Origin of the sequence: Gordonia sp. SL306 (assembly GCF_026625785.1) — a bacterium.
Classification (GTDB): Bacteria; Actinomycetota; Actinomycetes; order Mycobacteriales; family Mycobacteriaceae; genus Gordonia.
In genome coordinates this window covers 34,515-57,662 of the sequence record NZ_CP113063.1, presented here as the reverse complement: position 1 = coordinate 57,662, position 23,148 = coordinate 34,515, and the positions used below count along the sequence as shown (strand labels likewise).

At 65.5% G+C, this 23,148-nt stretch carries 22 protein-coding genes; 16 read left to right on the top strand and 6 right to left on the bottom strand.

Annotated features, from left to right (window positions below):
* The first annotated feature begins 10 nt into the window (after positions 1–10).
* The 7 genes from OVA31_RS00245 (at position 11) to OVA31_RS00215 (ending at position 7,716) form a co-directional block, all read left to right on the top strand.
* Positions 11–580 carry a GNAT family N-acetyltransferase gene (locus tag OVA31_RS00245; protein ID WP_267629167.1) on the top strand — a complete coding sequence of 190 codons (570 nt, stop codon included), beginning with the start codon at positions 11–13 and terminating at the stop codon, positions 578–580.
* A 167-nt stretch (positions 581–747) separates the two neighbouring features.
* Positions 748–3,423, top strand: a complete 2,676-nt coding sequence (gene polA, locus OVA31_RS00240; protein WP_267631341.1) for a DNA polymerase I — start codon at positions 748–750, stop codon at positions 3,421–3,423.
* Positions 3,423–4,505 carry an isocitrate/isopropylmalate dehydrogenase family protein gene (locus tag OVA31_RS00235; RefSeq protein ID WP_267629166.1) on the top strand — a complete coding sequence of 361 codons (1,083 nt, stop codon included), beginning with the start codon at positions 3,423–3,425 and terminating at the stop codon, positions 4,503–4,505. Before polA ends, OVA31_RS00235 begins: the two co-directional genes overlap by 1 nt.
* Positions 4,506–4,636: 131 nt before the next feature.
* Positions 4,637–5,551: an ABC transporter substrate-binding protein gene (locus OVA31_RS00230; protein ID WP_267629165.1), complete on the top strand. Its 915-nt coding sequence runs from the start codon at positions 4,637–4,639 to the stop codon at positions 5,549–5,551.
* 4 nt (positions 5,552–5,555) lie between these two features.
* On the top strand, positions 5,556–6,518 hold the full coding sequence (locus tag OVA31_RS00225; RefSeq protein ID WP_267629164.1) for an amino acid ABC transporter permease: 963 nt from the start codon (positions 5,556–5,558) through the stop codon (positions 6,516–6,518).
* Complete coding sequence (locus OVA31_RS00220; RefSeq protein ID WP_324290159.1) at positions 6,505–7,278, top strand: amino acid ABC transporter ATP-binding protein; 774 nt, start codon at positions 6,505–6,507, stop codon at positions 7,276–7,278. The genes OVA31_RS00225 and OVA31_RS00220 overlap by 14 nt, the downstream gene beginning before the upstream one ends.
* A gap of 3 nt (positions 7,279–7,281) precedes the next feature.
* A complete protein-coding gene (locus OVA31_RS00215; protein ID WP_267629163.1) occupies positions 7,282–7,716 on the top strand; it encodes a hypothetical protein in 435 nt (144 codons plus the stop codon).
* A 98-nt stretch (positions 7,717–7,814) separates the two neighbouring features.
* Here the strand turns inward: OVA31_RS00215 and OVA31_RS00210 are convergent, their stop codons facing one another.
* The 3 genes from OVA31_RS00210 to OVA31_RS00200 all read right to left on the bottom strand — a co-directional run bounded on the left by OVA31_RS00210 (position 7,815) and on the right by OVA31_RS00200 (position 10,366).
* Entirely contained in the window at positions 7,815–8,654 is an 840-nt protein-coding gene (locus OVA31_RS00210) for a class I SAM-dependent methyltransferase (RefSeq protein WP_267629162.1), read from the bottom strand.
* Positions 8,655–8,659: 5 nt separating this feature from the next.
* A complete protein-coding gene (locus tag OVA31_RS00205; RefSeq protein ID WP_267629161.1) occupies positions 8,660–9,742 on the bottom strand; it encodes a class I SAM-dependent methyltransferase in 1,083 nt (360 codons plus the stop codon).
* A 63-nt stretch (positions 9,743–9,805) separates the two neighbouring features.
* Positions 9,806–10,366 (bottom strand): 2'-5' RNA ligase family protein, encoded by a 561-nt coding sequence (locus OVA31_RS00200; RefSeq protein WP_267629160.1) that lies wholly within the window; start codon positions 10,364–10,366, stop codon positions 9,806–9,808.
* 206 nt (positions 10,367–10,572) lie between these two features.
* Between OVA31_RS00200 and rpsA the strand changes: the two genes are divergently transcribed.
* Positions 10,573–12,036 carry a 30S ribosomal protein S1 gene (gene rpsA / locus OVA31_RS00195; RefSeq protein WP_267629159.1) on the top strand — a complete coding sequence of 488 codons (1,464 nt, stop codon included), beginning with the start codon at positions 10,573–10,575 and terminating at the stop codon, positions 12,034–12,036.
* 70 nt (positions 12,037–12,106) lie between these two features.
* Here rpsA and OVA31_RS00190 read toward each other — a convergent pair whose 3' ends face one another.
* Positions 12,107–12,649 (bottom strand): hypothetical protein, encoded by a 543-nt coding sequence (locus tag OVA31_RS00190; protein WP_267629158.1) that lies wholly within the window; start codon positions 12,647–12,649, stop codon positions 12,107–12,109.
* The gene (locus tag OVA31_RS00185) at positions 12,649–14,463 is read right to left on the bottom strand and encodes a DEAD/DEAH box helicase (RefSeq protein WP_267629157.1); all 1,815 of its coding nucleotides are present in this window, start codon (positions 14,461–14,463) and stop codon (positions 12,649–12,651) included. The genes OVA31_RS00190 and OVA31_RS00185 overlap by 1 nt, the downstream gene beginning before the upstream one ends.
* A 24-nt stretch (positions 14,464–14,487) precedes the next feature.
* On the opposite strand from OVA31_RS00185, the gene OVA31_RS00180 reads away from it, so the two are divergent.
* From OVA31_RS00180 to OVA31_RS00155, 6 genes are all read left to right on the top strand, one after another.
* On the top strand, positions 14,488–15,282 hold the full coding sequence (locus tag OVA31_RS00180; RefSeq protein ID WP_267629156.1) for a TetR/AcrR family transcriptional regulator: 795 nt from the start codon (positions 14,488–14,490) through the stop codon (positions 15,280–15,282).
* Between the two features lie 79 nt (positions 15,283–15,361).
* Positions 15,362–16,561, top strand: coding sequence for a zinc metallochaperone AztD (gene aztD / locus OVA31_RS00175; RefSeq protein ID WP_420714180.1), 1,200 nt, complete (start codon positions 15,362–15,364; stop codon positions 16,559–16,561).
* Between the two features lie 53 nt (positions 16,562–16,614).
* On the top strand, positions 16,615–17,808 hold the full coding sequence (coaE, locus tag OVA31_RS00170; RefSeq protein WP_267629154.1) for a dephospho-CoA kinase: 1,194 nt from the start codon (positions 16,615–16,617) through the stop codon (positions 17,806–17,808).
* Between the two features lie 145 nt (positions 17,809–17,953).
* Positions 17,954–18,361, top strand: coding sequence for a hypothetical protein (locus OVA31_RS00165; protein WP_267629153.1), 408 nt, complete (start codon positions 17,954–17,956; stop codon positions 18,359–18,361).
* A 189-nt stretch (positions 18,362–18,550) separates the two neighbouring features.
* On the top strand, positions 18,551–19,030 hold the full coding sequence (locus tag OVA31_RS00160) for a hypothetical protein (protein WP_267629152.1): 480 nt from the start codon (positions 18,551–18,553) through the stop codon (positions 19,028–19,030).
* 231 nt (positions 19,031–19,261) lie between these two features.
* Positions 19,262–19,723, top strand: coding sequence for a hypothetical protein (locus OVA31_RS00155; protein ID WP_267629151.1), 462 nt, complete (start codon positions 19,262–19,264; stop codon positions 19,721–19,723).
* 28 nt (positions 19,724–19,751) lie between these two features.
* Here the strand turns inward: OVA31_RS00155 and OVA31_RS00150 are convergent, their stop codons facing one another.
* Positions 19,752–20,285 carry a DUF402 domain-containing protein gene (locus tag OVA31_RS00150; protein WP_267629150.1) on the bottom strand — a complete coding sequence of 178 codons (534 nt, stop codon included), beginning with the start codon at positions 20,283–20,285 and terminating at the stop codon, positions 19,752–19,754.
* 76 nt (positions 20,286–20,361) lie between these two features.
* Here OVA31_RS00150 and uvrB point away from each other — a divergent pair, with 76 nt between their 5' ends.
* Together uvrB and OVA31_RS00140 are read left to right on the top strand one after the other, a co-directional pair.
* Positions 20,362–22,524: an excinuclease ABC subunit UvrB gene (gene uvrB, locus OVA31_RS00145; RefSeq protein WP_267629149.1), complete on the top strand. Its 2,163-nt coding sequence runs from the start codon at positions 20,362–20,364 to the stop codon at positions 22,522–22,524.
* Between the two features lie 168 nt (positions 22,525–22,692).
* Positions 22,693–23,136: a universal stress protein gene (locus OVA31_RS00140; RefSeq protein WP_267629148.1), complete on the top strand. Its 444-nt coding sequence runs from the start codon at positions 22,693–22,695 to the stop codon at positions 23,134–23,136.
* The last annotated feature ends 12 nt before the right edge of the window (positions 23,137–23,148 follow it).

Genomic DNA, 23,148 nt, shown 5'->3' with positions numbered 1-23,148 from the left:
GGCTCGGCCCATGCCGGCCATCGCAGTAACTTCGAGCCACGACCGGGAGCTGGTGAGTTCGCTGCTCGCGCAGGCCTTCGTCGAGGATCCGGTCATCCGCTGGCTGTGCCCGGACCCGAGGCACGACAAGCAGATCTTCCACACCTTGCTGCGATGGGTGCACGGCGACGCGGCGTCGATCGACCTCGCCACCCGTGACGGGGTCCCGATCGGTGTCGCGGTGTGGGATGCGCCCGGCCATCGCCTGACCGTCACCCAGCAGCTCGGTTCTGTCCTGGGTTTCGTCCGCGCGCTGCGCGGGCGGATCCGTTACGGCTCGATCCTGGAACAGGAGTTCGGCAAGGTGCGCCCGAAGGAGCCGCACTGGTACCTCGGTCAGGTCGGTGCCGCGGTCAAGGGCGTCGGGGTCGGGAGTGCTCTGCTTACCACAGGACTGGATCGCGTCGACGCGCCCGCCTATCTCGAGAGTTCGAACGAGGCAAACATCCCGCTCTATGAGCGGTACGGATTCGTGGTGACCACCGAGGTGACGTTGCCCTATGGCGGTCCGACGGTCTGGCCGATGTATCGGCGAGGCTGACCATCCGGGTCGAACACCCCCTCGAGCTGTCGGGCGGTGTCATTAGACTCGCTGGGGTGAGTCCCGCGAAGAGTTCGACAGCGCCCGCGAAAGCCCCGTCAGGCCCGGCGAAAGCCTCGTCAGGCCCGGCGAAAGCCTCGTCAGGCACGGAACGCAAGCCGGTCCTGATGCTGCTCGACGGGCACTCGTTGGCGTATCGGGCGTTCTTCGCGCTCCCGGCCGAGAACTTCAAGACAGCGACCGGTCAGACCACCAACGCCGTCTACGGCTTCACGTCGATGCTGATCAACCTGCTGCGCGACGAGGAGCCGACCCACGTCGCCGCGGCCTTCGACGTGTCACGCAAGACGTTCCGCTCCGAGATGTTCCCCGAGTACAAGGCCCAGCGCTCCAAGTCGCCGGACGAGTTCAACGGGCAGGTCGATCTCACCAAAGAGGTTCTCGATGCGCTGGGTATCCCGGTGATGGCCATCGAGGGTTACGAGGCCGACGACATCATCGCGACGCTGGCAACCCAGGCCGAGGCCGAGGGCTATCAGGTTCTGGTGGTGACCGGCGACCGTGATTCGCTGCAGCTCGTCGATGATTCGGTCACCGTGCTCTATCCCAAGAAGGGGGTCTCGGAACTGACCCGATTCACCCCGGACGAGGTCGAGAAGAAGTACGGTCTCACCCCCACGCAGTACCCCGACTACGCAGCCCTCCGCGGCGATCCCAGTGACAATCTGCCCGGCATCCCCGGCGTGGGGGAGAAGACCGCGTCGAAGTGGATTCGCGAATACGGATCGCTGGCGTCGCTGGTGGACCATGTCGACGAGGTGAAGGGCAAGGTCGGCGATGCGTTGCGCGCTCACCTGGCCTCGGTGCAGACCAACCGACAACTCACCGAACTCGTCCGTGACATGCAGCTGCCCGCCGGGCCAGACGAGTTGGCGATGGTCGGCTGGGACCGGGACCGTATCCATCAGCTCTTCGACGACCTCGAGTTCCGGGTGCTCCGCGACCGGCTGTTCTCGACATTGAGTTCCGTTGAGCCCGAGGCAGAATCGGGTTTCGACCTCGACGGGACAATTCTCGGTGCAGGCGAGGTCCGCGCATGGCTGCAGGAGCACACCGCAACCGGCCGCAGCGGCGTGGCCGTGACGTCGCCACGTCAGGTGGTGGGCGCCGATGCCACCGGCATCGCCGTCGCCGCCGCCGACGGGACGTCGGCCTACCTGGATGTCACCGGGCTCGACGCCGACGACGAACAAGCCCTGGGGGCGTGGCTCGCGGACACCGAACGGCCCAAGGCGCTGCACGAGGTGAAGTGGGCGATCCACGCGGTCCGGGCGCGCGGGTGGACCCTGGCGGGGGTCACGAGCGACACGTCGCTGGCGGCCTATCTCGTCCGCCCCGGGCAGCGCACGTTCAATCTCGACGACCTCACCCTGCGGTATCTGCGTCGGGAACTCCGCGACGATGCCGCACCCGACGACGGACAGATGTCACTGCTCGACGAGGACGCAGGCGACGCCAAGCATGCCGAGCATCAGATGCTGGAGGCGCGGGCGGTCGCCGAACTCGCCGACACGCTGGACACCGAGCTCGAGCAGATCGATTCGAAGCCACTGCTCACCGAGATGGAGCTGCCGCTCCTGTTCGTGCTCGCTCAGCTCGAGGCGGCGGGGATCGCCGTCGACGTCGACCACTTCGGGGAGCTGGAAAGTGACTTCGCCCAACGCATCCGCACCGCCGCGGACGCCGCGTACGAGGTGATCGGCGAGCAGATCAACCTCGGTTCGCCCAAACAGTTGCAGACGGTGCTGTTCGACAAGCTCGACATGCCGAAGACCAAGAAGACCAAGACCGGCTACACCACCGACGCCGACGCGTTGCAGAGCCTGTACGAGAAGACCGAGCATCCCTTCCTCGCGCATCTGCTCGAGCACCGCGACGCGACCCGACTGAAGGTCACCGTCGACGGCCTCCTCAAATCCGTGGCCGACGACGGACGCGTCCACACGACGTTCAACCAGACCGTCGCCGCGACCGGTCGGCTCTCGTCGACCGAACCCAACCTGCAGAACATCCCGGTGCGGACCGAGGCCGGGCGGCAGATCCGCAAGGGATTCATCGTCGGTGCCGATTCCGCGGGTACCGGCTACGACTGTTTGATGACCGCGGACTACAGCCAGATCGAGATGCGCATCATGGCGCACCTGTCGGAAGACGCGGGACTGATCGAGGCCTTCAACACCGGCGAGGATCTGCACAACTTCGTGGGATCGCGCGCGTTCGGGGTTCCCATCGACCAGGTCACCACAGAGATGCGCCATCGGGTGAAGGCGATGTCGTACGGCCTCGCCTACGGACTCAGCGCCTTCGGCCTCGCCGCACAGTTGAAGATCAGCCGCGACGACGCCAAGGAACAGATGGAGGCCTACTTCGCGCGGTTCGGCGGTGTCCGTGACTACCTTCACGACGTCGTCGCCGAGGCCCGTCGTAACGAGTACACCGCGACGCTGTTCGGCAGGCGTCGGTATCTGCCGGATCTCAACAGCGACAACTGGCAACGCCGTCAATCCGCGGAGCGGATGGCGCTCAACGCTCCCATCCAGGGCACCGCGGCGGACATCATCAAGGTCGCGATGATCAACGTCTACGGACGTCTCGAGCGTGAGGAACTGCGGTCGCGCATGCTCCTGCAGGTCCACGACGAACTGGTCGTCGAGGTCGCCGCAGGCGAACGCGACGCGGTCGAGGCCGTGGTGCGTGAGGAGATGGGCAGCGCAATCAGTCTGTCTGTCCCACTGGAGGTCTCGGTCGGGTTCGGTCGTTCCTGGGACGACGCGGCGCACTGATGACACGCATCGGGGTGTTGACCGGCGACGGCATCGGACCCGAGATCGTACCGGCGGCCATCACGGTTGCCCAGGCTGCGGCCGGTGCCGAGGGCATCGGTGTCGAATGGGTCGAGTTGCCCTTCGGGCGGACCGCGATCGACAGTCACGACAATCCGGTTCCCGACGAGACATTGTGTGCTCTCGACGATCTCGACGTGTGGGTGATGGGGCCGCATGACTCCGCGAGTTATCCCACTCCGCACGCCGAGCGAACTCCCGGCGCGGTGATCCGTACCCGCTACGAGCTGTTCGCCAACCTTCGGCCTGCGCGCGCCTTCCGAGGAGTGCGCGCCACCGCGAGGGACATCGACGTGCTGATCATCAGGGAGAACACCGAAGGGCTCTATGCCGACCGCAACATGTTCGCCGGCAGCGGTGAGTTCATGCCCACTCCCGACGTGGCGCTCTCGGTCGGGGTGATCACGCGACAAGCATCGGAACGGATCGCGCGGGTGGCCTTCGAGGCCGCGTGCGGCCGTTCTTCACACGTGACCATCGTGCACAAGGCAAATGTCCTGCGTCTCACCACCGGACTCTTCCGCGACGTGTGTCTGCAGGTGGCCGCAGACTTCCCCGACGTGGTCGTCGACGAACAGCACGTCGACGCGATGGCCGCCCACCTCGTCCGGCGCCCATCCGATTTCGACGTGATCGTGACCGAGAATCTCTTCGGCGACATCCTGTCTGATCTTGCGGGCGAGTTGGCAGGCTCGCTGGGACTGGCTGCGTCGGTGAACTGTTCGGACACCAAGGTGATGGCACAGGCCACCCATGGCGCGGCCCCCGACATCGCCGGCCGTGGGTTGGCGAACCCCGTCGCGATGATCCTGTCGACGGCGATGGCGATGCGCCGACACGGTGTGGCGTCATCCGATGGTGGGCTCGTCGCGGTGGCGGGGCGGATGGAAGCGGCGGTCGCCGACACCCTCGCGCAGTCGACGGCCACGGCAGATCTCGGCGGCACGGCGACGACCCGTGAGTTCACGGAGACAGTGGTCGAGCGGATCCGAGGCCCGGGGCGTCGACCGAGCATCCGGTAAATCTCTGGTAACTAGCCGGTGGATCGGCTTGGTAGCCATTAAGTTCGTCATGTGCGTCGACGACGGCCGCCTGTGCCGTCGTGCGCCGAACATGCAGATGCATGGAGAATTTTGAACAGATGGGGTGTGTGATGCGTTTTCTGCGATCTTCCCGACTGGGTGGAGTGCTGGTGGCACTCTTCGCGGTCCTGGCTCTCGCCTTGGCGGGGTGTTCCAACAACGAGGATTCCGAGTCGTCGGGTCCCGCGTCGTCGTCGGCGAAGGTGGAGGCGACCAAGGTCCAGGAGATCGCCGATCTGGTACCCGGCAACATCAAGGAGTCGGGCCAGCTGATCGTCGGGGTCAACGTGCCGTATCAGCCCAACGAGTTCAAGGACTCCAGCGGCAACATCATCGGCTACGACGTCGATCTCATGAACGCGATCGGTGGGGTGCTCGGGTTGAAGCCGGTGTTCAAGGAGGCCGACTTCGACAAGATCATTCCGGCGGTTCAGCAGGGGACATACAACGTGGGCATGTCGTCGTTCACCGACAGCAAGGAGCGTGAGAAGCAGGTCGACTTCGTCACCTACTACAGCGCGGGTATCCAGTGGGCCCAGCAGAAGGGCGGGTCCATCGACCCGAACAACGCCTGCGGAAAGCGTGTCGCCGTGCAGTCGACCACCGTCGAGGACACCGTCGAGGTCCCGGCCAAGAGCAAGGCCTGCACGGACGCGGGTAAGCCTGCCATCCAGAAGACCAAGTTCGATTCGCAGGATGAGGCGGTCAACGCTCTGGTGCTCGGCAAGGTCGACGCGATGTCGGCGGATTCGCCGGTGACCGCTTACGCGATCAAGCGGTCCGAGGGCGCGCTCGAGCCGGCAGGCGGGGTCTTCGAGTCCGCTCCGTACGGCTACCCGGTGGCCAAGGGATCGCCGTTGGCCGGGGCCCTGCAGAAGGCTGTGCAGCATCTCATCGACAACGGCCAGTACAAGCAGATCGCCGAGAACTGGGGCGTGCAGTCGGGCACCATCCCGAACGCGGTGATCAACGGCGCGGTCAGCTAGGCACGTGAGCTCTCCGTCCACGGGTCCGCAACCGACCGGGGCCGACCCCACCGATCCGGACCCGATCAAAGCCGTGCCCTTGCGTCATCCCGGTCAGTGGGCCGCCGCGGCCATCGTGCTGGTGCTGGCCGCTCTGTTCGTCTACGGCGCGGCCACCAACGCCGCCTACGCATGGGACACGTATGCCAAGTACCTGTTCGACACCCGCATACTGTCCGGTGTCTGGTACACGCTTGCCCTGACCGTGCTCGCGATGCTCATAGCGATCATCTTGGGTGTCCTGCTCGCGATCATGCGTCTGTCACCGAACCCGGTACTGCGGTACACCGCGTGGGTCTACCTTTGGGTGTTCCGCGGAACACCGGTGTACGTGCAGTTGGTGTTCTGGGGGCTGTTCCCGTCGATCTACAAGCAGATCGACCTGGGGATCCCGTTCGTGTACCAGTTCGCTCACTTCGATATCCAATCGCTCAACGCCGCCTTCACCTTCGCGATGATCGGTCTCGCCCTCAACGAGGCCGCGTACATGGCCGAGATCGTCCGGGCCGGTGTCTCCTCGGTCGGAGAGGGACAGTCGGAGGCATCGGTGGCGTTGGGTATGTCATGGGCGCAGACGATGCGTCGGACCGTGCTGCCCCAGGCGATGCGCGTGATCATCCCGCCCACCGGCAACGAGGTGATCAGCATGCTCAAGACCACCAGCCTCGTGGCGGCCGTGCCGTTCACCGGTGAGGTCTACGGTCGTGCCCGCGATATCTCGGGCGTCAATTTCCAGCCGATCCCACTGCTGATGGTGGCATCGACCTGGTATCTGATCGTGACGAGCGTGTTGATGGTCGGCCAGTACTACCTGGAGCGCTATTACTCGAAGGGGGCGAGCAAACAGATGACGGCCCGGCAGCTGAAAGCCATGGCCGCCGTGCAGAATGCGCCGATCGTGGATGGGGAGAGCGATGAGCGTCGTTGAGCGCCCGATGGTGCAGGCCGACCGGGTCTACAAGAACTTCGGTTCGCTGCAGGTCCTCAAGGGCATCACGCTGGAGGTCGGCCGCGGGGAGGTGCTCTGCCTCATCGGTCCGTCCGGCTCCGGGAAGTCGACGTTCCTTCGGTGCGTCAATCATCTCGAGGTCGTCAATGCGGGCAGGCTCTACGTCGACGGGGATCTCATCGGCTATCAGGAGCGCGGGGACAAGCTCCACGAGATGAGTCCGAAGGATGCCGCCAAGCAGCGCCGCGACATCGGCATGGTGTTCCAGCATTTCAACCTGTTCCCGCATCGAACCGCGTTGGAGAACGTGATCGAGGCGCCGACGCAGGTGAAGAAGCAGAGCAAGAAGGACGCCGTCGAGCGGGCGCGATATCTGCTCGAACGGGTGGGTTTGTCGGAGAAGGCCGACACCTACCCGGCGCAGCTGTCGGGCGGACAGCAACAACGCGTCGCGATCGCCCGTGCGTTGGCCATGGATCCCAAGCTCATGCTGTTCGACGAGCCGACCTCGGCGTTGGATCCGGAACTCGTCGGCGAGGTTCTGGGCGTGATGCGCGAGTTGGCCGCCACCGGCATGACGATGGTGGTGGTGACCCACGAGATGGGGTTCGCGCGTGAGGTCGCCGATCAGTTGGTGTTCATGGACGCCGGTGTCGTGGTGGAACAGGGTGTCCCCCGAGACGTGCTGGCCAATCCGCAACACGAGCGGACGAAAGGGTTCTTGTCGAAGCTGTTGTGAGCGTTGCGGTGCAGCGTCGACGAACTGCAGAACGAACTCGACCTCATCTCGAAGATGACCGGGGCGGCCCGGGCGCGGCTGGTGGTGTCGGAGCTCAACGGACTCGCCGAATCCGTATTGGAGTCACGCAGCCGGATCGAGCTCGTCGATCGCGGTCTGCCGATGCCCGAATTGCAGGTCAACCTGTACGACAACTCGGGGCGGTGGATCGCTCGCGTCGACTTCTACTGGCGCGAGCATCGGACCGTCGGCGAGGCCGATGGCGAGTCGAAGTATGCCGGACAGAGCGGAGTTGCGGTGTTGCGCAAAGAGAAGGGCCGCTCCGACGCGATCGTCGAGGCAGGTAACCGGGCGATCCACTGGGGATGGTCGGACGTCGACGAAGCGGACGGGCTCGCTGCCCGGGTCCGGCGGCTGATCGCACCGGCGGCCGCCTGAACATCCACCCGGACTCGGTTAACCACCTTGGTTCGGCCAGGGTGGTGTCATCGAGGCGAGGTGGCTGCCGCCGAGGCACGCGCCCGACCCGCCGACAGCTACGGCTTACGACAACAGAAGATCGCGGTTCCCGGGAAGTACTGACCACGGAACGGACTCCACTGGCCCCATTCCTTGTCGAATCCCTCGGGCCATTCCGGTTCCACGATGTCGTCGAGAAGCAAACCGGCGGAACGGATCTCGCGTACCCGGTCGCCAACGGTCCGGTGGTGTTCGACATAGGTGATCGCGCCGGTGTCGTCGACCTCGGTGTACGGCGTGCGGTCGAAGTAGGGGATACGAACGGTCAACCCGTCCGGCCCCGGGTCGTCGAGGAACATCCAGCGCATCGGGTGATTGACGGCGAACACCCACCGCCCGCCAGGGCGCAGGACGCGGGCGACCTCGGCCATCACCCCGGCCGAATCCGCCACGAACGGAACGGCACCGAACGCCGAGCACACGACGTCGAACGATCCGTCGGCGAAGGGCAGCGACTCGGCCGTCGCCTGGACGAGCGGAACGTGTGTGCCGTCGGCGGCCATCGCGGCCAGCCCGATGCCGAGCATGCGTCGCGACAGGTCGACCCCGACGGCGCGGGCACCCTGACCCGCCAGCCATCGCGCACAGGGCGCCGACCCGCACCCGACCTCCAGGACGTCGCGGCCCACCACGTCACCGAGCAGTCCGATGTCGGCCTCGCGGAGGCCCTCGGGGCACCACAAGAAATCACCGCCGGTGGCGAAGGTCCCCAGGAAATCGCCGTGTTCGGCGTGGTAGTTCTCGGCATCGTGATCCCACCACCACCGATTCGCGCGGTCGCTCGTCGTCGAATCGACGCCGGTCAGCAGCCGTGGCGGCCGCACAGAAGCTTCCTGTGTGGTGTCGTCCTCGATCATCGGCCTCAGTCTGTCACGAGTTCGTAGAACCTGAAGAAGCTGAAGTCCTCGATCGGGAGGGTGTCCACCCGGGTGAAGCCCGCCTCGTGTGCGTACGACGTCAGTGTCGACGGGCGCATCACCGTCCCCGTCGCAGCCGAAGGTGGCGAACTCATCGAATCGGGCAGGCACACGAACAGCGAGAACCCGTACATGATCTTGTCCAGATCGTCTGCAGGGCCGGTGAATTCATCGGACACCGCTTCGTCCATGACGACCATCGAGCCGCCGGGCGCGAGCGAGGCACGTGCGGCCGAGAGGACGTCGACGGGACGCGGCATGTCGTGCAGGCACTCGAAGGCGAACGCGACATCGAACGGGCCCCGGGTGGACGCGTCGGCCCCGTCGGCGAGCAGGAACTCCACCCGGTCGGTAACCCCTGCGTCGGATGCGGTGCGCCTGGCCATCTCCACCGATTCCGCGTCGATGTCGAGCCCGACCAACGTGGCCTCGGGGTACGCATTCGCGAGCGCGACGGTGGAGTGGCCGCCACCGAACCCGATATCGGCGATCCGGGCACCCGGCCGCGACAACCGGGTGTGCAGATGCTCGACACCGGCAAGTGCAGGAGCCAGTTGCCGGTCGAACCATGGTCGGTTCATCCCGGCCTGGGATTCGCGGGCGTCCACGCCGAGCCGCTCCCAGCTGACGCCGCCGCCGGTGCGATAGGCCTCGAGCAGTTCGGGCAGATGAGTGAATGACGCCGCGAACATCCGGGGGACGGTCCCCAGGAACGACAGGCTGGACCGGTCGGTGAGGACCTCGGCCACCCCGGGGGAGATCGAGAACCGGACGGGATCGGCGGTCAGGTCGGCATCGAGAATGCTGAACGCGGCCTGCATCTCCAACCACTCCTGCGCATAGCGGGCGTTGGTTCCGCTGTGTTCGGCCAGTTCGTCGGCGGTGAGCGGCCCGCGCTGGACGAGAGTGGAGTACCAACCCAGCCGGTCGCCCAGGTAGACGCTCATCGTCTCTGCGGTCGCGAGAGCTGACGAGAAGAGACGTTCCGCGAACTCATCCGCGCTGACGTTGCCCGCTGAGGTGGTCATGCATCAATGATGCTCCGGTGCCGCCGACGAGGGCCAGCACTGATCTCGCTGGTCATTCGTTTGTCAGCAGGCGCGTCCGCCCACAACGTGCTCGATCTTCGCGTCACCGTCCCAATGCCGTAGCCCCACGAACGAGCCGTCGATGGTGGCTCGGGGGTCAAGGGCGGCGAGCGCGCGGGTCAGCTGTTCCGGATCCAGCCGGCGGGCGAGCGTCACGTGTGGTGTCCAGCGCCCGGGCGCGCTGTGCGGCATCATCGCCGGCCCGATGTCGCCTGCACCACCGTCGCCCAGGTGATCGGCGACCAACCGGATCGTCTGCGCGTGCACCGACAGCAGTTCGGTCGACGGGACGACGAGCCGTGCCAGCGTGATGCGGGAACCCTGGGCGAACAGGATCGGCGCCCCGATGACGGCGGTGAACGGCAGTCGCAGACTCACCGGGGTCAGGGCCGCGTCGGCCGACCCGGCGATGTGCTTCGCGGCCGCGAGCGTCACGTGCGGCCGGTTGGTGCCGGATCGGATGGTGCTCTGATTCGGCAGGCCTGCGCTGTCCAACGTGTGCCATTCGTCACGTATGTACTGGTCAGAGGCTTCGTCGAGGAGCAACTCGAGAGAATGGACCACGCGTCGACCTCCTTGTGGCACGTATTTGCCCAGTACAGCGGCCCTGGAGTACGCTTGCTCACGCGCGTGTGCTCGATAACGCGCGGTTCAGCATGCCAATCCGGTGGACGACTGCGCGTCGGTCGAATCACACGGAGGCGGTCATGCCGTTCCACAGACTCGAAAAAACTGTACCTACTACACACCTGTCCGGAGCAACTCAACATATGTCGTCCCCCACGATCACCTCGCCGCAAGTAGCCGTCAATGACATCGGCTCGGCCGAGGACTTTCTCGCCGCCATCGACTCCACGATCAAGTACTTCAACGATGGCGACATCGTCGAGGGCACCATCGTCAAGGTCGATCGCGACGAGGTTCTGCTCGACATCGGTTACAAGACCGAAGGCGTCATCCCTTCCCGTGAACTCTCGATCAAGCACGACGTCGACCCCAATGAGGTCGTCAACGTCGGTGACGAGGTCGAGGCACTGGTCCTCACCAAGGAGGACAAAGAAGGCCGCCTGATCCTGTCCAAGAAGCGCGCCCAGTACGAGCGCGCCTGGGGCACCATCGAGGAGCTCAAGGAAAAGGACGAGGCCGTCAAGGGCACCGTCATCGAGGTCGTCAAGGGCGGCCTGATCCTGGACATCGGCCTGCGTGGCTTCCTCCCGGCGTCGCTGGTGGAGATGCGTCGCGTCCGCGACCTCCAGCCCTACATCGGCAAGGAGATCGAGGCCAAGATCATCGAGCTCGACAAGAACCGCAACAACGTGGTGCTGTCGCGCCGCGCATGGCTGGAGCAGACCCAGTCCGAGGTTCGCAGCGAGTTCTTGCACCAGCTGCAGAAGGGCCAGGTCCGCAAGGGCGTCGTGTCCTCGATCGTCAACTTCGGCGCGTTCGTCGATCTCGGCGGCGTCGACGGTCTGGTGCACGTCTCCGAGCTCTCCTGGAAGCACATCGATCACCCGTCCGAGGTCGTCGCCGTGGGCGACGAGGTCACGGTCGAGGTCCTCGACGTCGACCTGGACCGCGAGCGTGTGTCGCTGTCGCTCAAGGCGACCCAGGAAGACCCGTGGCGTCAGTTCGCCCGCACCCACGCGATCGGTCAGATCGTGCCGGGCAAGGTCACCAAGCTGGTTCCGTTCGGTGCGTTCGTCCGCGTCGACGAGGGCATCGAGGGTCTGGTCCACATCTCCGAGCTGGCCGAGCGCCACGTCGAGGTGCCGGATCAGGTTGTCGCCGTCGGTGACGACGCGATGGTCAAGGTCATCGACATCGACCTCGAGCGTCGTCGTATCTCGCTGAGCCTCAAGCAGGCCAACGAGGACTACACCGAGGAGTTCGACCCCTCGAAGTACGGCATGGCCGACAGCTACGACGAGCAGGGCAACTACATCTTCCCGGAGGGCTTCGACGCCGAGACCAACGAATGGCTCGAAGGCTTCGAGAAGCAGCGTGAGGCATGGGAGGCCCGGTACGCCGAGGCCGAGCGTCGCCACAAGATGCACACCGCCCAGATCGAGAAGTTCGCGGCTGCCGCCGCCGAGGCCGAGAAGGCCCCGTCGGACTACTCGTCGGCATCGGAGGGTCGCTCGAGCGCGAGCAACGCTCCGGCCTCGACCGGTGGCTCGCTGGCCAGCGACGAGCAGCTCGCCGCACTGCGCGAGAAGCTTGCGGGTAACGCCTGACAAGCACAGCAGTACCAACAGCTCCCCGGCTCGTTCGAGCCGGGGAGCTGTTTTGTGTCGGGCCGGCGGGTCAGCCGTAATAGGATCGAGAGTCGAACGCGGTCAACGGTATCCACTGGGGTATCACCGCATCGTCTTCGAGAGCGGCTCCTGGTCGGTCGCCGAAGTCCTGGAGTCGCAATGCGATCCGCGGATCGAGATCGATCGCCGCGGCGAGCGCATAGAGCGTCGCGAGGACATGCACACACATCGTCGAGCGAGCGGTGCAGGAGCAGTCACAGTTGTCGATCACCGGGCCGGGGTGGTGTCCGGAGCCGGTCGCGTTCCGGTGCACCTCCTCGTCGGGCTCGCCGGCGGAACCGATGAGTTCACCGACGGCCCGCGCTGTCGCCGGTGGCATCTGACCGAACTCGATGTGCGCGACGGATGCGTCGGCCCCCCGGTGGACGACCGCCTTCACCAGGCGTCCGTCGACGGTGAGGTCCACCCCGTTGTTGCGTGCGATGCTGCGCGCCCTGGGCGCCCATCGGTTGGGTTCGCGCGTGGCGATGGGTTCCGCGATGCGCACCAGGTCGGCACCCCATGGCGTGTACCCGAACTCGTTGGTGGGCATCAGGACTCCCGGGATCGGCGCAGCACGTCGAAAAGTCGTTCGTCGCTCAGTCGGGCGAGATCGGCGATCATCGATGTGTCGTCGGCGTGGGCACCGAGCGCGGCCTTGCGGTCGTGCATCGACGCGATGTGTTCCTCGAGGGTGGTCGCGGTCGTGAGCGTCGTGACGGTGACCGGTCGGTCCTGGCCGATGCGATGGACGCGGTCGGATGCCTGGGATTCGACCGCGGGATTCCACCACCTGTCGAAGTGCACCACGTCGCAGGCCCGGGTCAGATTCAGGCCCACCCCACCGGCTTTGAGGCTGAGGATCATCACCGGGCCCGAGAGCCCGGCTTGGAAGTCGCTGACCATCCCGTGCCGTTGGCTGTCGGTGAGACCGCCGTGGAAGAAGGGTGCATCGATCCGCACCTCGTCGGCGAAGTGCCGTCGCAGCAGTTCCCCGGTGGCGCGGTACTGCGTGAACACCAGAGTGGGGGAGTTGGTGTCGAGATTCGATCGGATCACCTCGGTGCACGCGTCGAGTTTGCCGGACCGTCCCGACAACTCGTGCAGGTCACCCGTCACCAGGCCCGGGTGGTTGCAGATCTGCTTGAGTCGGGTCAGGGTCGCCAGTACTCGGCCGTGTCGTTCGATGCCCGAGCCGAATCCGTTGTCGACGACAGCATCCAGGCACTCGTCGTAGATCCGGGCCTGCTCATCGGTGAGGTCGCAGAGCACGGGAACGACGATCTTGGGCGGTAACGCCACCGCAACCTGGTTCTTGCTGCGCGCCAACATGGCCGGCCTGGTGGCGACCCGGAGTCGATCGAGAGCGCCCGCGTCCCCGTCGGCCACGGCACGGGAGAACCTGCGGCGGAACACGGCTCGATGGGGGAAGATTCGTGGTGCCACCACGTGCAGGATCGACCAGAGCTCATCGAGATCGTTCTCGACCGGAGTTCCGGTGAGTGCCACCTTCGCTGCGGCCGAGAGTGCTCGCGCCGCGCGCGTGAGTTGCGTGCGGGTGTTCTTCAGCGCTTGCGCCTCGTCGAAAACGGCTGTAGACCAAGGGGTCTCCGTCAATCCGCGGTACCCGGCGCGCAGTTGTGGATAGGACATGACGACGACCTGGGTTGCTCGCAGGGTCGCGTCCGCGCCGGACGCCGACGACGCGAGCAGCGACGGCGCGAATCGTCGGATCTCCCGGAGCCAGTTGCTGATCAGACTCTTGGGGCAGACCACGACCTGCGGACCCAGTGCTGCTCGGGACAGGAGAAGGCCGATGGCCTGCACGGTTTTACCGAGGCCCATCTCGTCCGCCAATACGGCCCCGCCTACGCGGGTGACGGTCTCGTCCAGCCAGGCGATTCCCCGCGCCTGGTATGGGCGGAGGTCCGCGCGCAGCCCTGCGGCCACCGGCTCTGGCAGAGCCTGAGCAGTACGGAACGCCGCACGGGCGTGTGCGGCGGAGGTCAGCGCCGTGCCGGTCGGATCGGCGACGGCGTGCGCGGCCACGGGGAGAGCGCGCTCCGAGCCCCGTGCGATGGATTGCCAGGCGTCGACCGATCGGCTGTGTCCGGGCGGGAGGTCGCCGAGGGCGGTCGGTTCGATCAGATCACAGCGCACCGGGGTGGCGACCAGACCTGGACCATCGTCGGCGGGCACCGCCAGTCGGACCTGATGGTGGCGTTCGGGATCATTCGTGGCGTGCGACGACCAGACGGCGAAGAGGTGCACGTCGGGGAGGTAGGTGGCTTGCGTGGGCAGGATGCGGCCCCTCTGTCGGCGGAGACGAGAACCCTGTACGGTGTACGGAGTTACAACATCGTACACCGTACGGGAATAGAGGTGGTGCGTGTGTCGGCGTCGGACGATGCCCGGGTCCTCGTGCGCCTGCTGTGGCGTCATCGGGTGGGTGATCCGCGCACGCCGCGTCGGGGTCCGCGACAGCGCGTCACCGTGGACGGGGTGATCCGGGCCGCGATCGATCTCGCGGATGCCCGCGACCTGGCCGCGGTGTCGATGCGGGCTCTCGCCGACCGCATGGGAGTCGGGCCGATGAGCCTGTATACCTACGTCCCGAACAGGGACGCCCTGGTGGCCCTGATGATCGACGAGGTCGCAGCCGAGGATCGGCCGTTCGATCTCGGGCAGGCGCCCGATCTGGACGAGGCCGTGGCCGCCATCGGTCGCGCGCTCCGGGACGAGCACGCCCGCCACCCGTGGTTGCTGGATGCCTCGCGCTGGCGGTCGGTGTTGGGGCCGCACCGACTCGCACGCTTCGATCGACAACTCGCTTTGCTCGAGGCCCACCCCCTGACCGATGTCGAGCGGGATCGGGTCATCTCGCTCGTGACCGACCTGGCGGCAGGCAGCGCGCGAGAGGCTCGCGATGCCGGGTGGGAGGTTGCGCGCAGCGGGATGTCGGACAGCGAGTGGTGGGACGTCGTCGGTCCCGAACTGGATGCGGTGATCGGAGATGGCGAGTTCCCCTTGGCCGGACGAGTTGGATCCGTGGTGGGTCAACTCTACGAGGGGCCCGGCGACACCGCGGGTGCATTCGAGTTCGGGCTGGCGTGCATCGTCGACGGGGTGCGGGCGTTGCTCGCAGGTCGCGTGCGTGGCGTCGGAACGAGTGATGTCACCCATTAGCTATTGACAATAATTTTCATCAAGAAGTTGACTGTCCCGCGTGCAATCACAACCGACAAAACTGACACAGATCGTCGCGATGGTTGTCGCGTCGTCGTTCGCCCTCGCCGCCTGCGGTGCTGACTCGGAGGAATCGCAGGCCACCAGTAGTGCGCCGGCAAGTTCGGCACCGGTCGAACAGCAGAGCGCGACACCGCGACTGGCGCTGAGCTACGACGGCGGCATCCTCGTCCTCGACGCGCAATCGCTGCAGCAGGTGGCCGACATCCCGGCCGACGGATTCATCCGTCTCCACAGCGCCGACAACGGCCGCCACGTGTTCGTCTCGGAGACAGGTGGATTCCGAGTTCTGGACATGGGCACCTGGACGCGGCAGCACGGCGACCACGGACATCACTACACCGCGTCGCCGACGATGACGGACATGCGCTTCGGTGGGGAGGAGCCGGGCCACGTGGTGCCTCACGACTCCCGCATCACGTTGTTCACCGACGGCACCGGCGAGGTCGATATCGCCGAACCGGCAGAGCTGTTGCGAGGCAATGCGAAATCCTCCGAGTACACGGTTCCGGAGCCGCATCACGGCGTCGCCGTGGCGCGCGGCGACGGGTCGCTGGTGGTGACGTCGGGCAACGAGGAAGCCCGCGCGGGCATCGTCATCCTGGACAAGGATCGCGAGGAGATTGCCCGCAACGACCAGTGTCCCGGTGTCCACGGTGAGGCCGCGGCCGCGCAGGGAGTGCTCACGTTCGGATGCGAGGACGGCATGCTGATCGTGCGCGGCAACGAGATCCAGAAGGTGCCGAGCCCGGACTCTTACGGGCGGATCGGCAACCAGGCGGGCAGCGAGGAGACGCCGGTCGTGCTGGGCGATTACAAGACCGACAAAGACGCCGAACTCGAGCGCCCGAACCGATTCACGCTCACCGACACGAGGACCGGTCAGCTGCGCGTCGTGCCTTTCCCGGCGAGCTACAGCTTCCGGTCCATCGAGCGCGGTCCGAACGGCTCGGCGGTGATCCTCGGCACCGACGGCGCGCTTCACGTGTACGACCCGGTCACCGCCACCGAGACGCGGAAGATCGACGTCATCCGAGCGTGGACCGAGCCCGACGAGTGGCAGACGGCGATGCCGAATGTGCACGTCCAGGACGGCATCGCCTTCGTCGCGGATCCGACTGCCAAGTCAGTGATCGCAGTCGATCTCGTGACAGGGGAGAAGCAGGCGCAGGCAGAACTTCCCCGGTCGACGATCGAACTCACGGGCGTCACCGGCTGACCCGAGCAGTGGCCCGACGGAACCGGCGTCGCACGGTTTGCGAGACTGGTCGGGTGATCAGACTCGGGCTGTCCGGCGGCATCGGTGCCGGGAAATCGACGGTGGCGAAGACCTTCATCGATCGAGGCGGGTACCACATCGACGCGGACAAGATCGCCCGTGAGGTGGTCGAGCCCGGGACGCCCGGATTGGCGGCGCTGGTGGAGGCATTCGGCGACGACATCCTCGCCGACGACGGCACCCTCGACCGGCCGGCACTTGCGGCCAAGGCATTTGTCGACGACGAGCAGCGCACCAAGCTCAATTCGATCACGCATCCGCTGGTCGGGAAGCGCACCCAGGAACTCCTCGACGCGGCTCCCGACGACGCGATCGTCGTGCAGGACATCCCTCTGTTGGTCGAGGGGAACATGGCCCCGTTCTTCCACCTGGTCGTGATCGTGCATGCGGACGCGGAGGTGCGGATTGCGCGGTTGACCACGGCACGTGGCATGCCGGAGGCCGACGCCCGGGCAAGGATCGGAGCGCAGGCCACCGATGAACAGCGGCGTGCGGTCGCCGACGTGTGGCTCGACAACTCGGGTACACCAGAGGATCTCGCCGCCGCGGCCGCCGAGCTGTGGGACGACCGTCTGGTGCCCTTCGATGAGAATGTCCGGTCCCGGACCAGGGTGCGGGGTCCGGTCATGCTGGCGGATGCAGACCCGGCGTGGGCGGCCCAGGGTGCTCGCATCGTGAACCGATTATGGGCGGTGGTCGGGGACAAGGCCACGGCCATCGACCACATAGGCTCCACCGCGATCCCCGGACTGGCCGCGAAACCGACCATCGACGTCCAGGTCACCGTGGCTGACCTCGGCGTGGCCGATGCGCTCGTCGACGTGCTCGCCGACGGCGGGTTTCCGCGCGTCCCCGGCATCGACGGCGACCGTCCCAAGCCGGACCCGGCCACGGGATCTGTTGACGAAGGTCTGTGGGGGAAGCGCTTTCACGCCTCGGCGGACCCGGGGCGTCCGGTCAACGTGCACCTACGGCCCGCCGGCTCGCCGGGCGGCGCGTTCGCGATCGACTTCCGTGACTGGCTACGGGCCGACGATGCTGCACGCGACGAGTACGCACAGATCAAGAAGACGGCGATGGCCGGGGCGGACGGCGATCTCGACAGGTACGTGGGGGCGAAGGAACCGTGGTTCGACGACGCCTACCGCCGTGTCGCCGAGTGGAAGCGCGAGCGCGCCGACGGGTAGCTGTCCCGTGATCGGATGAACTCTGGATACGTCCGTGGCCAGATTTGCCGCTTCGTCCGGCTGTGCTTGTCGAGCTTTGCTAGCGTGAAGCCCGCACCTGGTAGGTGCGACCTACGTCACTGCTCTGAGTCGAGGGAGAACAGCCATGGGTGTATCCACGAGAGGCCGCGCCGTGTCGGCGGCCGTCGCGTTCGCGAGTGTCGCGGCAGCGGGAGCCGTGCTCGCCGCGCCGGCGAACGCGGCCATCAGCGATCTTCAGATAGACAATTCAGCACTGCTCGGATCGGTCGGGGAGAACCGGTACGGCGCGGGATGTGGATACGGCGTCATCGCGACCGTGAATTCGGATGAGCCCGTTCAGTTCACGGTCACCGGCACGGTGCCCGCCTCGCAGTCGGTCACCCCGCAGGACAACAAGGCGGTATACAGCTGGATTCCGCTGCTGCCGGGCAAGTACACGATCACTGCCAAGCAGGGGAGTTCGACAAAGACGACCGGCGAACTCACGGTCGTGCAGGCTGTTTACACCGGAAGTTCCTGCATCATCATCTGATTCGATCAGGGCAACCCGGGCGGCCCGGAATCGTTGATGACCTGCCACGTGGGTGAAATGAATTCCGTGGATCGAATTGGGGATCTCGAACCGTAGAGGTTGCTCATGCGCGGTAACTGTGGAATACCTGAGAGTGGTCGTGAATATTTGGGATACGGCCGTATCCACAAACTTCAAGGAGATCACCACATGGCATTCACCAAGGGTCGTCGTGTTGTCGGAGCCGCCACTGCCCTCGTCGGCGCCGGAGCTGCAGCTCTCGTCATGGCCGCGCCGGCCAGTGCCGCGGTCACCAGTCTGCAGATCACCACGCCGTCGGGCTATGGCTCGGTGGCGGATCGCTACGGCGTGGGTTGTGAGTACGACGTCGAAGTGACCATTAACAATGCACGCCCTCGAAGCGATGTGTCCTACATCGCGCAGGGGCCTGATGGAAAGGCCAGCAACGTCGGTACAAAGAAGGCATCCGGGACGACAGCGACCTTCGAATTCAAGCCGACGGTTCCCGGTGAATACACATTGCAAGCTCGGCAGATCGACAACGTGAACGACCAGAATCAGGAAACGTGGGTCGAGAAGAAGGTCCAGGTCGGTCGTGCCATCGCGACCCCCGATACCGGATCGGTCGAACTCCCGTTCAGCGATTCGTGCATCATTCTCGCCCCGTGACGATCGTGGGAACGTGAGTTCCTGAACTGACGAACCGGGCGTTGCGGACCATGGTCCGCAACGCCCGGTTCGTCTTTGTGTGAAGTGGGTCACGGGCCGCGAATACGTCAGGACAAAGATGTGGTTGACGATTATGAAGGTTGCCCGATTGTTATCAACTGTGAAATACCGGACAAGGGCTGCAAACGCCGAGAGGCGACCGAGAGCACGAATCTCACAGAGGAGATAGCAATGCCTGCAAGCACAAGCCGCCGTATCCTTGGAGTTGCCACCGCGCTTGTCAGCGTCGGTGCCGCGGGTCTGGTGATGGCCGCACCGGCCGACGCCGCGGCGATCGGGGTCGCGATCACCACGCCATCCGGATTCGGCTCATCTCAAAACGTGTACGGCGCCGGGTGCCAGTACAAAGTTGCGGTGACCATCAACAACGCCCGCCCCCGCGAAGACGTGCAGTTCGTCTCGAGGCACACGAGTGGCGTCGTCACACCGATGCAGAAGGCCAAGGCATCCGGAACCAAGGCGAGCTTCACGTGGAAGCCGACCCGGCCCGGCAGGTGGACCTTGATGGCGCGGCAAAATGACAACAAGGACGCGAACAAGCAGGAGACCTGGGTGATGAAGAAGGTCCGGGTCGGTTCCGGCTTCGCCCTCCCGAACTCCAGCGACGGCACGTGCGTCGTGGTGTTCCCCTGATTCGTAACCGAGTCCAACGCCGACTGGCTCAGTGGCCGGGTCGGTCACGAAAGTAGACCGACCCGGCGACAGTCGCGTCCAGCCACGCCTGGACATCGTGACCGTGTTCGGCGGCGCCGACGAGTGCCCTCGTCGCGATGGTGACGGCTTCCTCGCAGGCGGTGGTGTCGAGCAGGCCTGCGGCGTGCGCCTCGAACAGTTCGTCGACATCGACCAACTCGAGCGGATGGCCTGGAACGTCGACGAGGTCGAGATACCAGTCCTCGGCATGCCAGCGACCGTCGTCGTCGGGCCAATCGAACCGCCCGACATCCAGATAGAGGCGCTGGCCGTCCCGGTGGCCTGCGGTGAAGTGGAAGATGTTCGCCCGCAGCCCGAGGTCGGGCAGCAGCCATGACTCGAGGTGGAAGAACCGGGGGTGATCGGCCGGCCGGGACATGTAGAGGCCGTGATCGGTGACCTCATACCGTTCGACCGGCCGGACGAACCCCTTGTTGTCGGTGTTGGTCATGGCCGGCACGTCGAAGACTTCGCGCTTGGGCGGATGCGGAGCTCCCCTCATGGCCGTCACCCTATGTCGCGGATGCCGACGCCGCCGACGGAACACAATTGTCGTACCGCGCGTTTACCCTGGCACTATGGCTTTTGCAGCAGAACATCCGGTCCTCGCGCATTCCGAGTTCCGGCCGATCGGGGAGATCGAGCGCACCGAAGGCCGGTTCGAGGTGGTCAGCGAGTACGAACCGGCCGGTGACCAGCCCACCGCCATCAATGACCTCGAACAACGGATCGCGGCGGGCGAGAAGGACATCGTCCTGCTCGGTGCCACCGGCACTGGTAAGTCGGCCACCACGGCGTGGCTCATCGAGCGGGTTCAGCGTCCGACCCTGGTGATGGCGCCGAACAAGACGTTGGCCGCCCAGCTCGCCAACGAGCTGCGCGAGATGCTGCCCAACAACGCCGTCGAGTACTTCGTCTCCTACTACGACTACTACCAACCCGAGGCGTACATCGCGCAGACCGACACCTACATCGAGAAGGACTCGTCGATCAACGACGACGTCGAACGCCTGCGCCACTCGGCGACCTCCAATCTGTTGTCGCGCCGGGACGTGGTCGTGGTGGCCTCGGTGTCGTGCATCTACGGCCTCGGCACGCCGCAGTCGTACATGGACCGATCGGTCGAGATGTCCGTCGGTGACGAGATCGACCGGGACGCCCTGTTGCGGCTCCTCGTCGACGTGCAGTACACCCGCAACGACACGGCCTTCACCCGGGGCAGCTTCCGCGTGCGTGGCGACACGGTCGAGATCATCCCGTCCTACGAGGAACTGGCCGTGCGCATCGAGTTCTTCGGCGACGAGGTGGAATCGCTCTACTACCTGCATCCGCTGACCGGAGACGTTGTGCGTCAGGTCGATTCGCTGCGAATCTTTCCGGCCACGCACTATGTCGCCGGACCGGAACGCATGGAAAAGGCGATGAAGGGTATCGAGGAGGAGCTCGAGGCCAGGCTCGCCGAGCTCGAGTCGAAGGGCAAACTGCTGGAGGCACAACGACTCCGGATGCGCACCTCGTACGACCTGGAGATGATGCGGCAGGTGGGTTTCTGCTCCGGTATCGAGAACTACTCGCGCCATATCGACGGGCGCTCCGCGGGTAGCGCGCCCGCGACCCTCATCGATTATTTCCCGGACGACTTCCTCATGGTCATCGACGAATCCCATGTGACCGTGCCGCAGATCGGTGGCATGTACGAAGGTGACATGTCGCGTAAGCGGAATCTCGTCGACTACGGGTTCCGGTTGCCGTCGGCGGTCGACAACCGACCACTCACGTGGGATGAGTTCGTCGACCGGATCGGACAGACGGTGTACCTCTCGGCGACACCGGGCCCGTATGAACTCGGTCAGGCCAACGGTGAATTCGTGGAACAGGTGATCCGGCCCACCGGTCTGATCGACCCGGAAGTGGTGGTCAAGCCGACGAAGGGGCAGATCGACGATCTCGTCCACGAGATCCGGGAACGCACCGAGCGTGACGAGCGAGTCCTGGTGACCACGCTGACGAAGAAGATGGCCGAAGACCTCACCGACTATCTGCTCGAGCTCGGGATCCGGGTGCGCTACCTGCATTCAGAGGTCGACACGCTGCGCCGCGTCGAACTCCTCCGTCAGTTGCGATCCGGCGAATACGACGTGCTGGTCGGCATCAACCTGCTCCGCGAGGGCCTCGACCTCCCGGAGGTGTCGTTGGTCGCCATCCTCGACGCCGACAAGGAGGGCTTCCTGCGGTCCACGACGTCGCTGATCCAGACCATCGGCCGTGCCGCCCGCAACGTGTCCGGTGAGGTGCACATGTATGCGGACAAGATCACGGATTCGATGCGCAACGCGATCGATGAGACCGAACGTCGCCGGGAGAAGCAGGTCGCCTACAACACGGAGATGGGCATCGACCCGAAACCGTTGCGCAAGAAGATCGCCGACATCCTCGACCAGGTCTATCGGGAAGCCGAGGACGAGGCGGTTGCGGTGGGTGGTTCGGGTCGTAACGCGAGCCGGGGACGCCGGGCCCAGGGCGAGGTCTCCAAGGCCAGGGGCGGCAGTGCAGGCGTCATCGAGAAACGCGATACGTCGTCGATGCCGCGGGCCGAACTCGCCGACCTGGTCGCCCAGCTCACCGATCAGATGATGAGTGCCGCACGCGACCTGCAATTCGAACTCGCGGGTCGGCTTCGCGACGAGATCGCCGACCTGAAGAAGGAACTACGGGGCATGGACGCGGCCGGCATCAAGTGACCCGCCGGCCGTGGGTGGTGGATCCCACCGTTGCGCGGAATGTGCGGATAACCACGAAGTGCGGACAAACCGGCACGCCGCCAACTACTCTGCCGGGTCAGGGGTTCTACAGTGTGGGGATGACACCTGCCTCGTGACTGCGGGGCAGACTGACTCGTGGAGGTTGGGATGAGCGCATACAAGACGGTCGTCGTGGGCACCGATGGCTCTGAGTCGTCGTTGAGGGCGGTCGAGCGTGCGGGGGCGCTGGCAGGCGAGTCTGCGTCGCTGGTCATCGCGTGCGCCTATTTTCCGAACGATCGTGGAGCGGGCGGCGCGGCCGATGTGCTGAAGGACGAGGCGTATCAGATCACCGGATCGTCGCCGACCGAAGAGATCCTGCGCACGGCCAAGGAGCGTGCGACCATCGCGGGCGCAGGCAACATCGACGCCCGTTCGGTCAAGGGAGCGCCGGTCGACGCTTTGCTGCAGCTGGTCGCCGACGTCAACGCGGATCTGCTGGTCGTCGGAAACCGCGGCTTGAACTCGATCGCCGGGCGACTGCTCGGCTCGGTTCCGGCCGATGTTGCACGAAAGTCCGCCTGCGACGTACTGATCGTGCACACGACGTAGCGATTTCCGCGC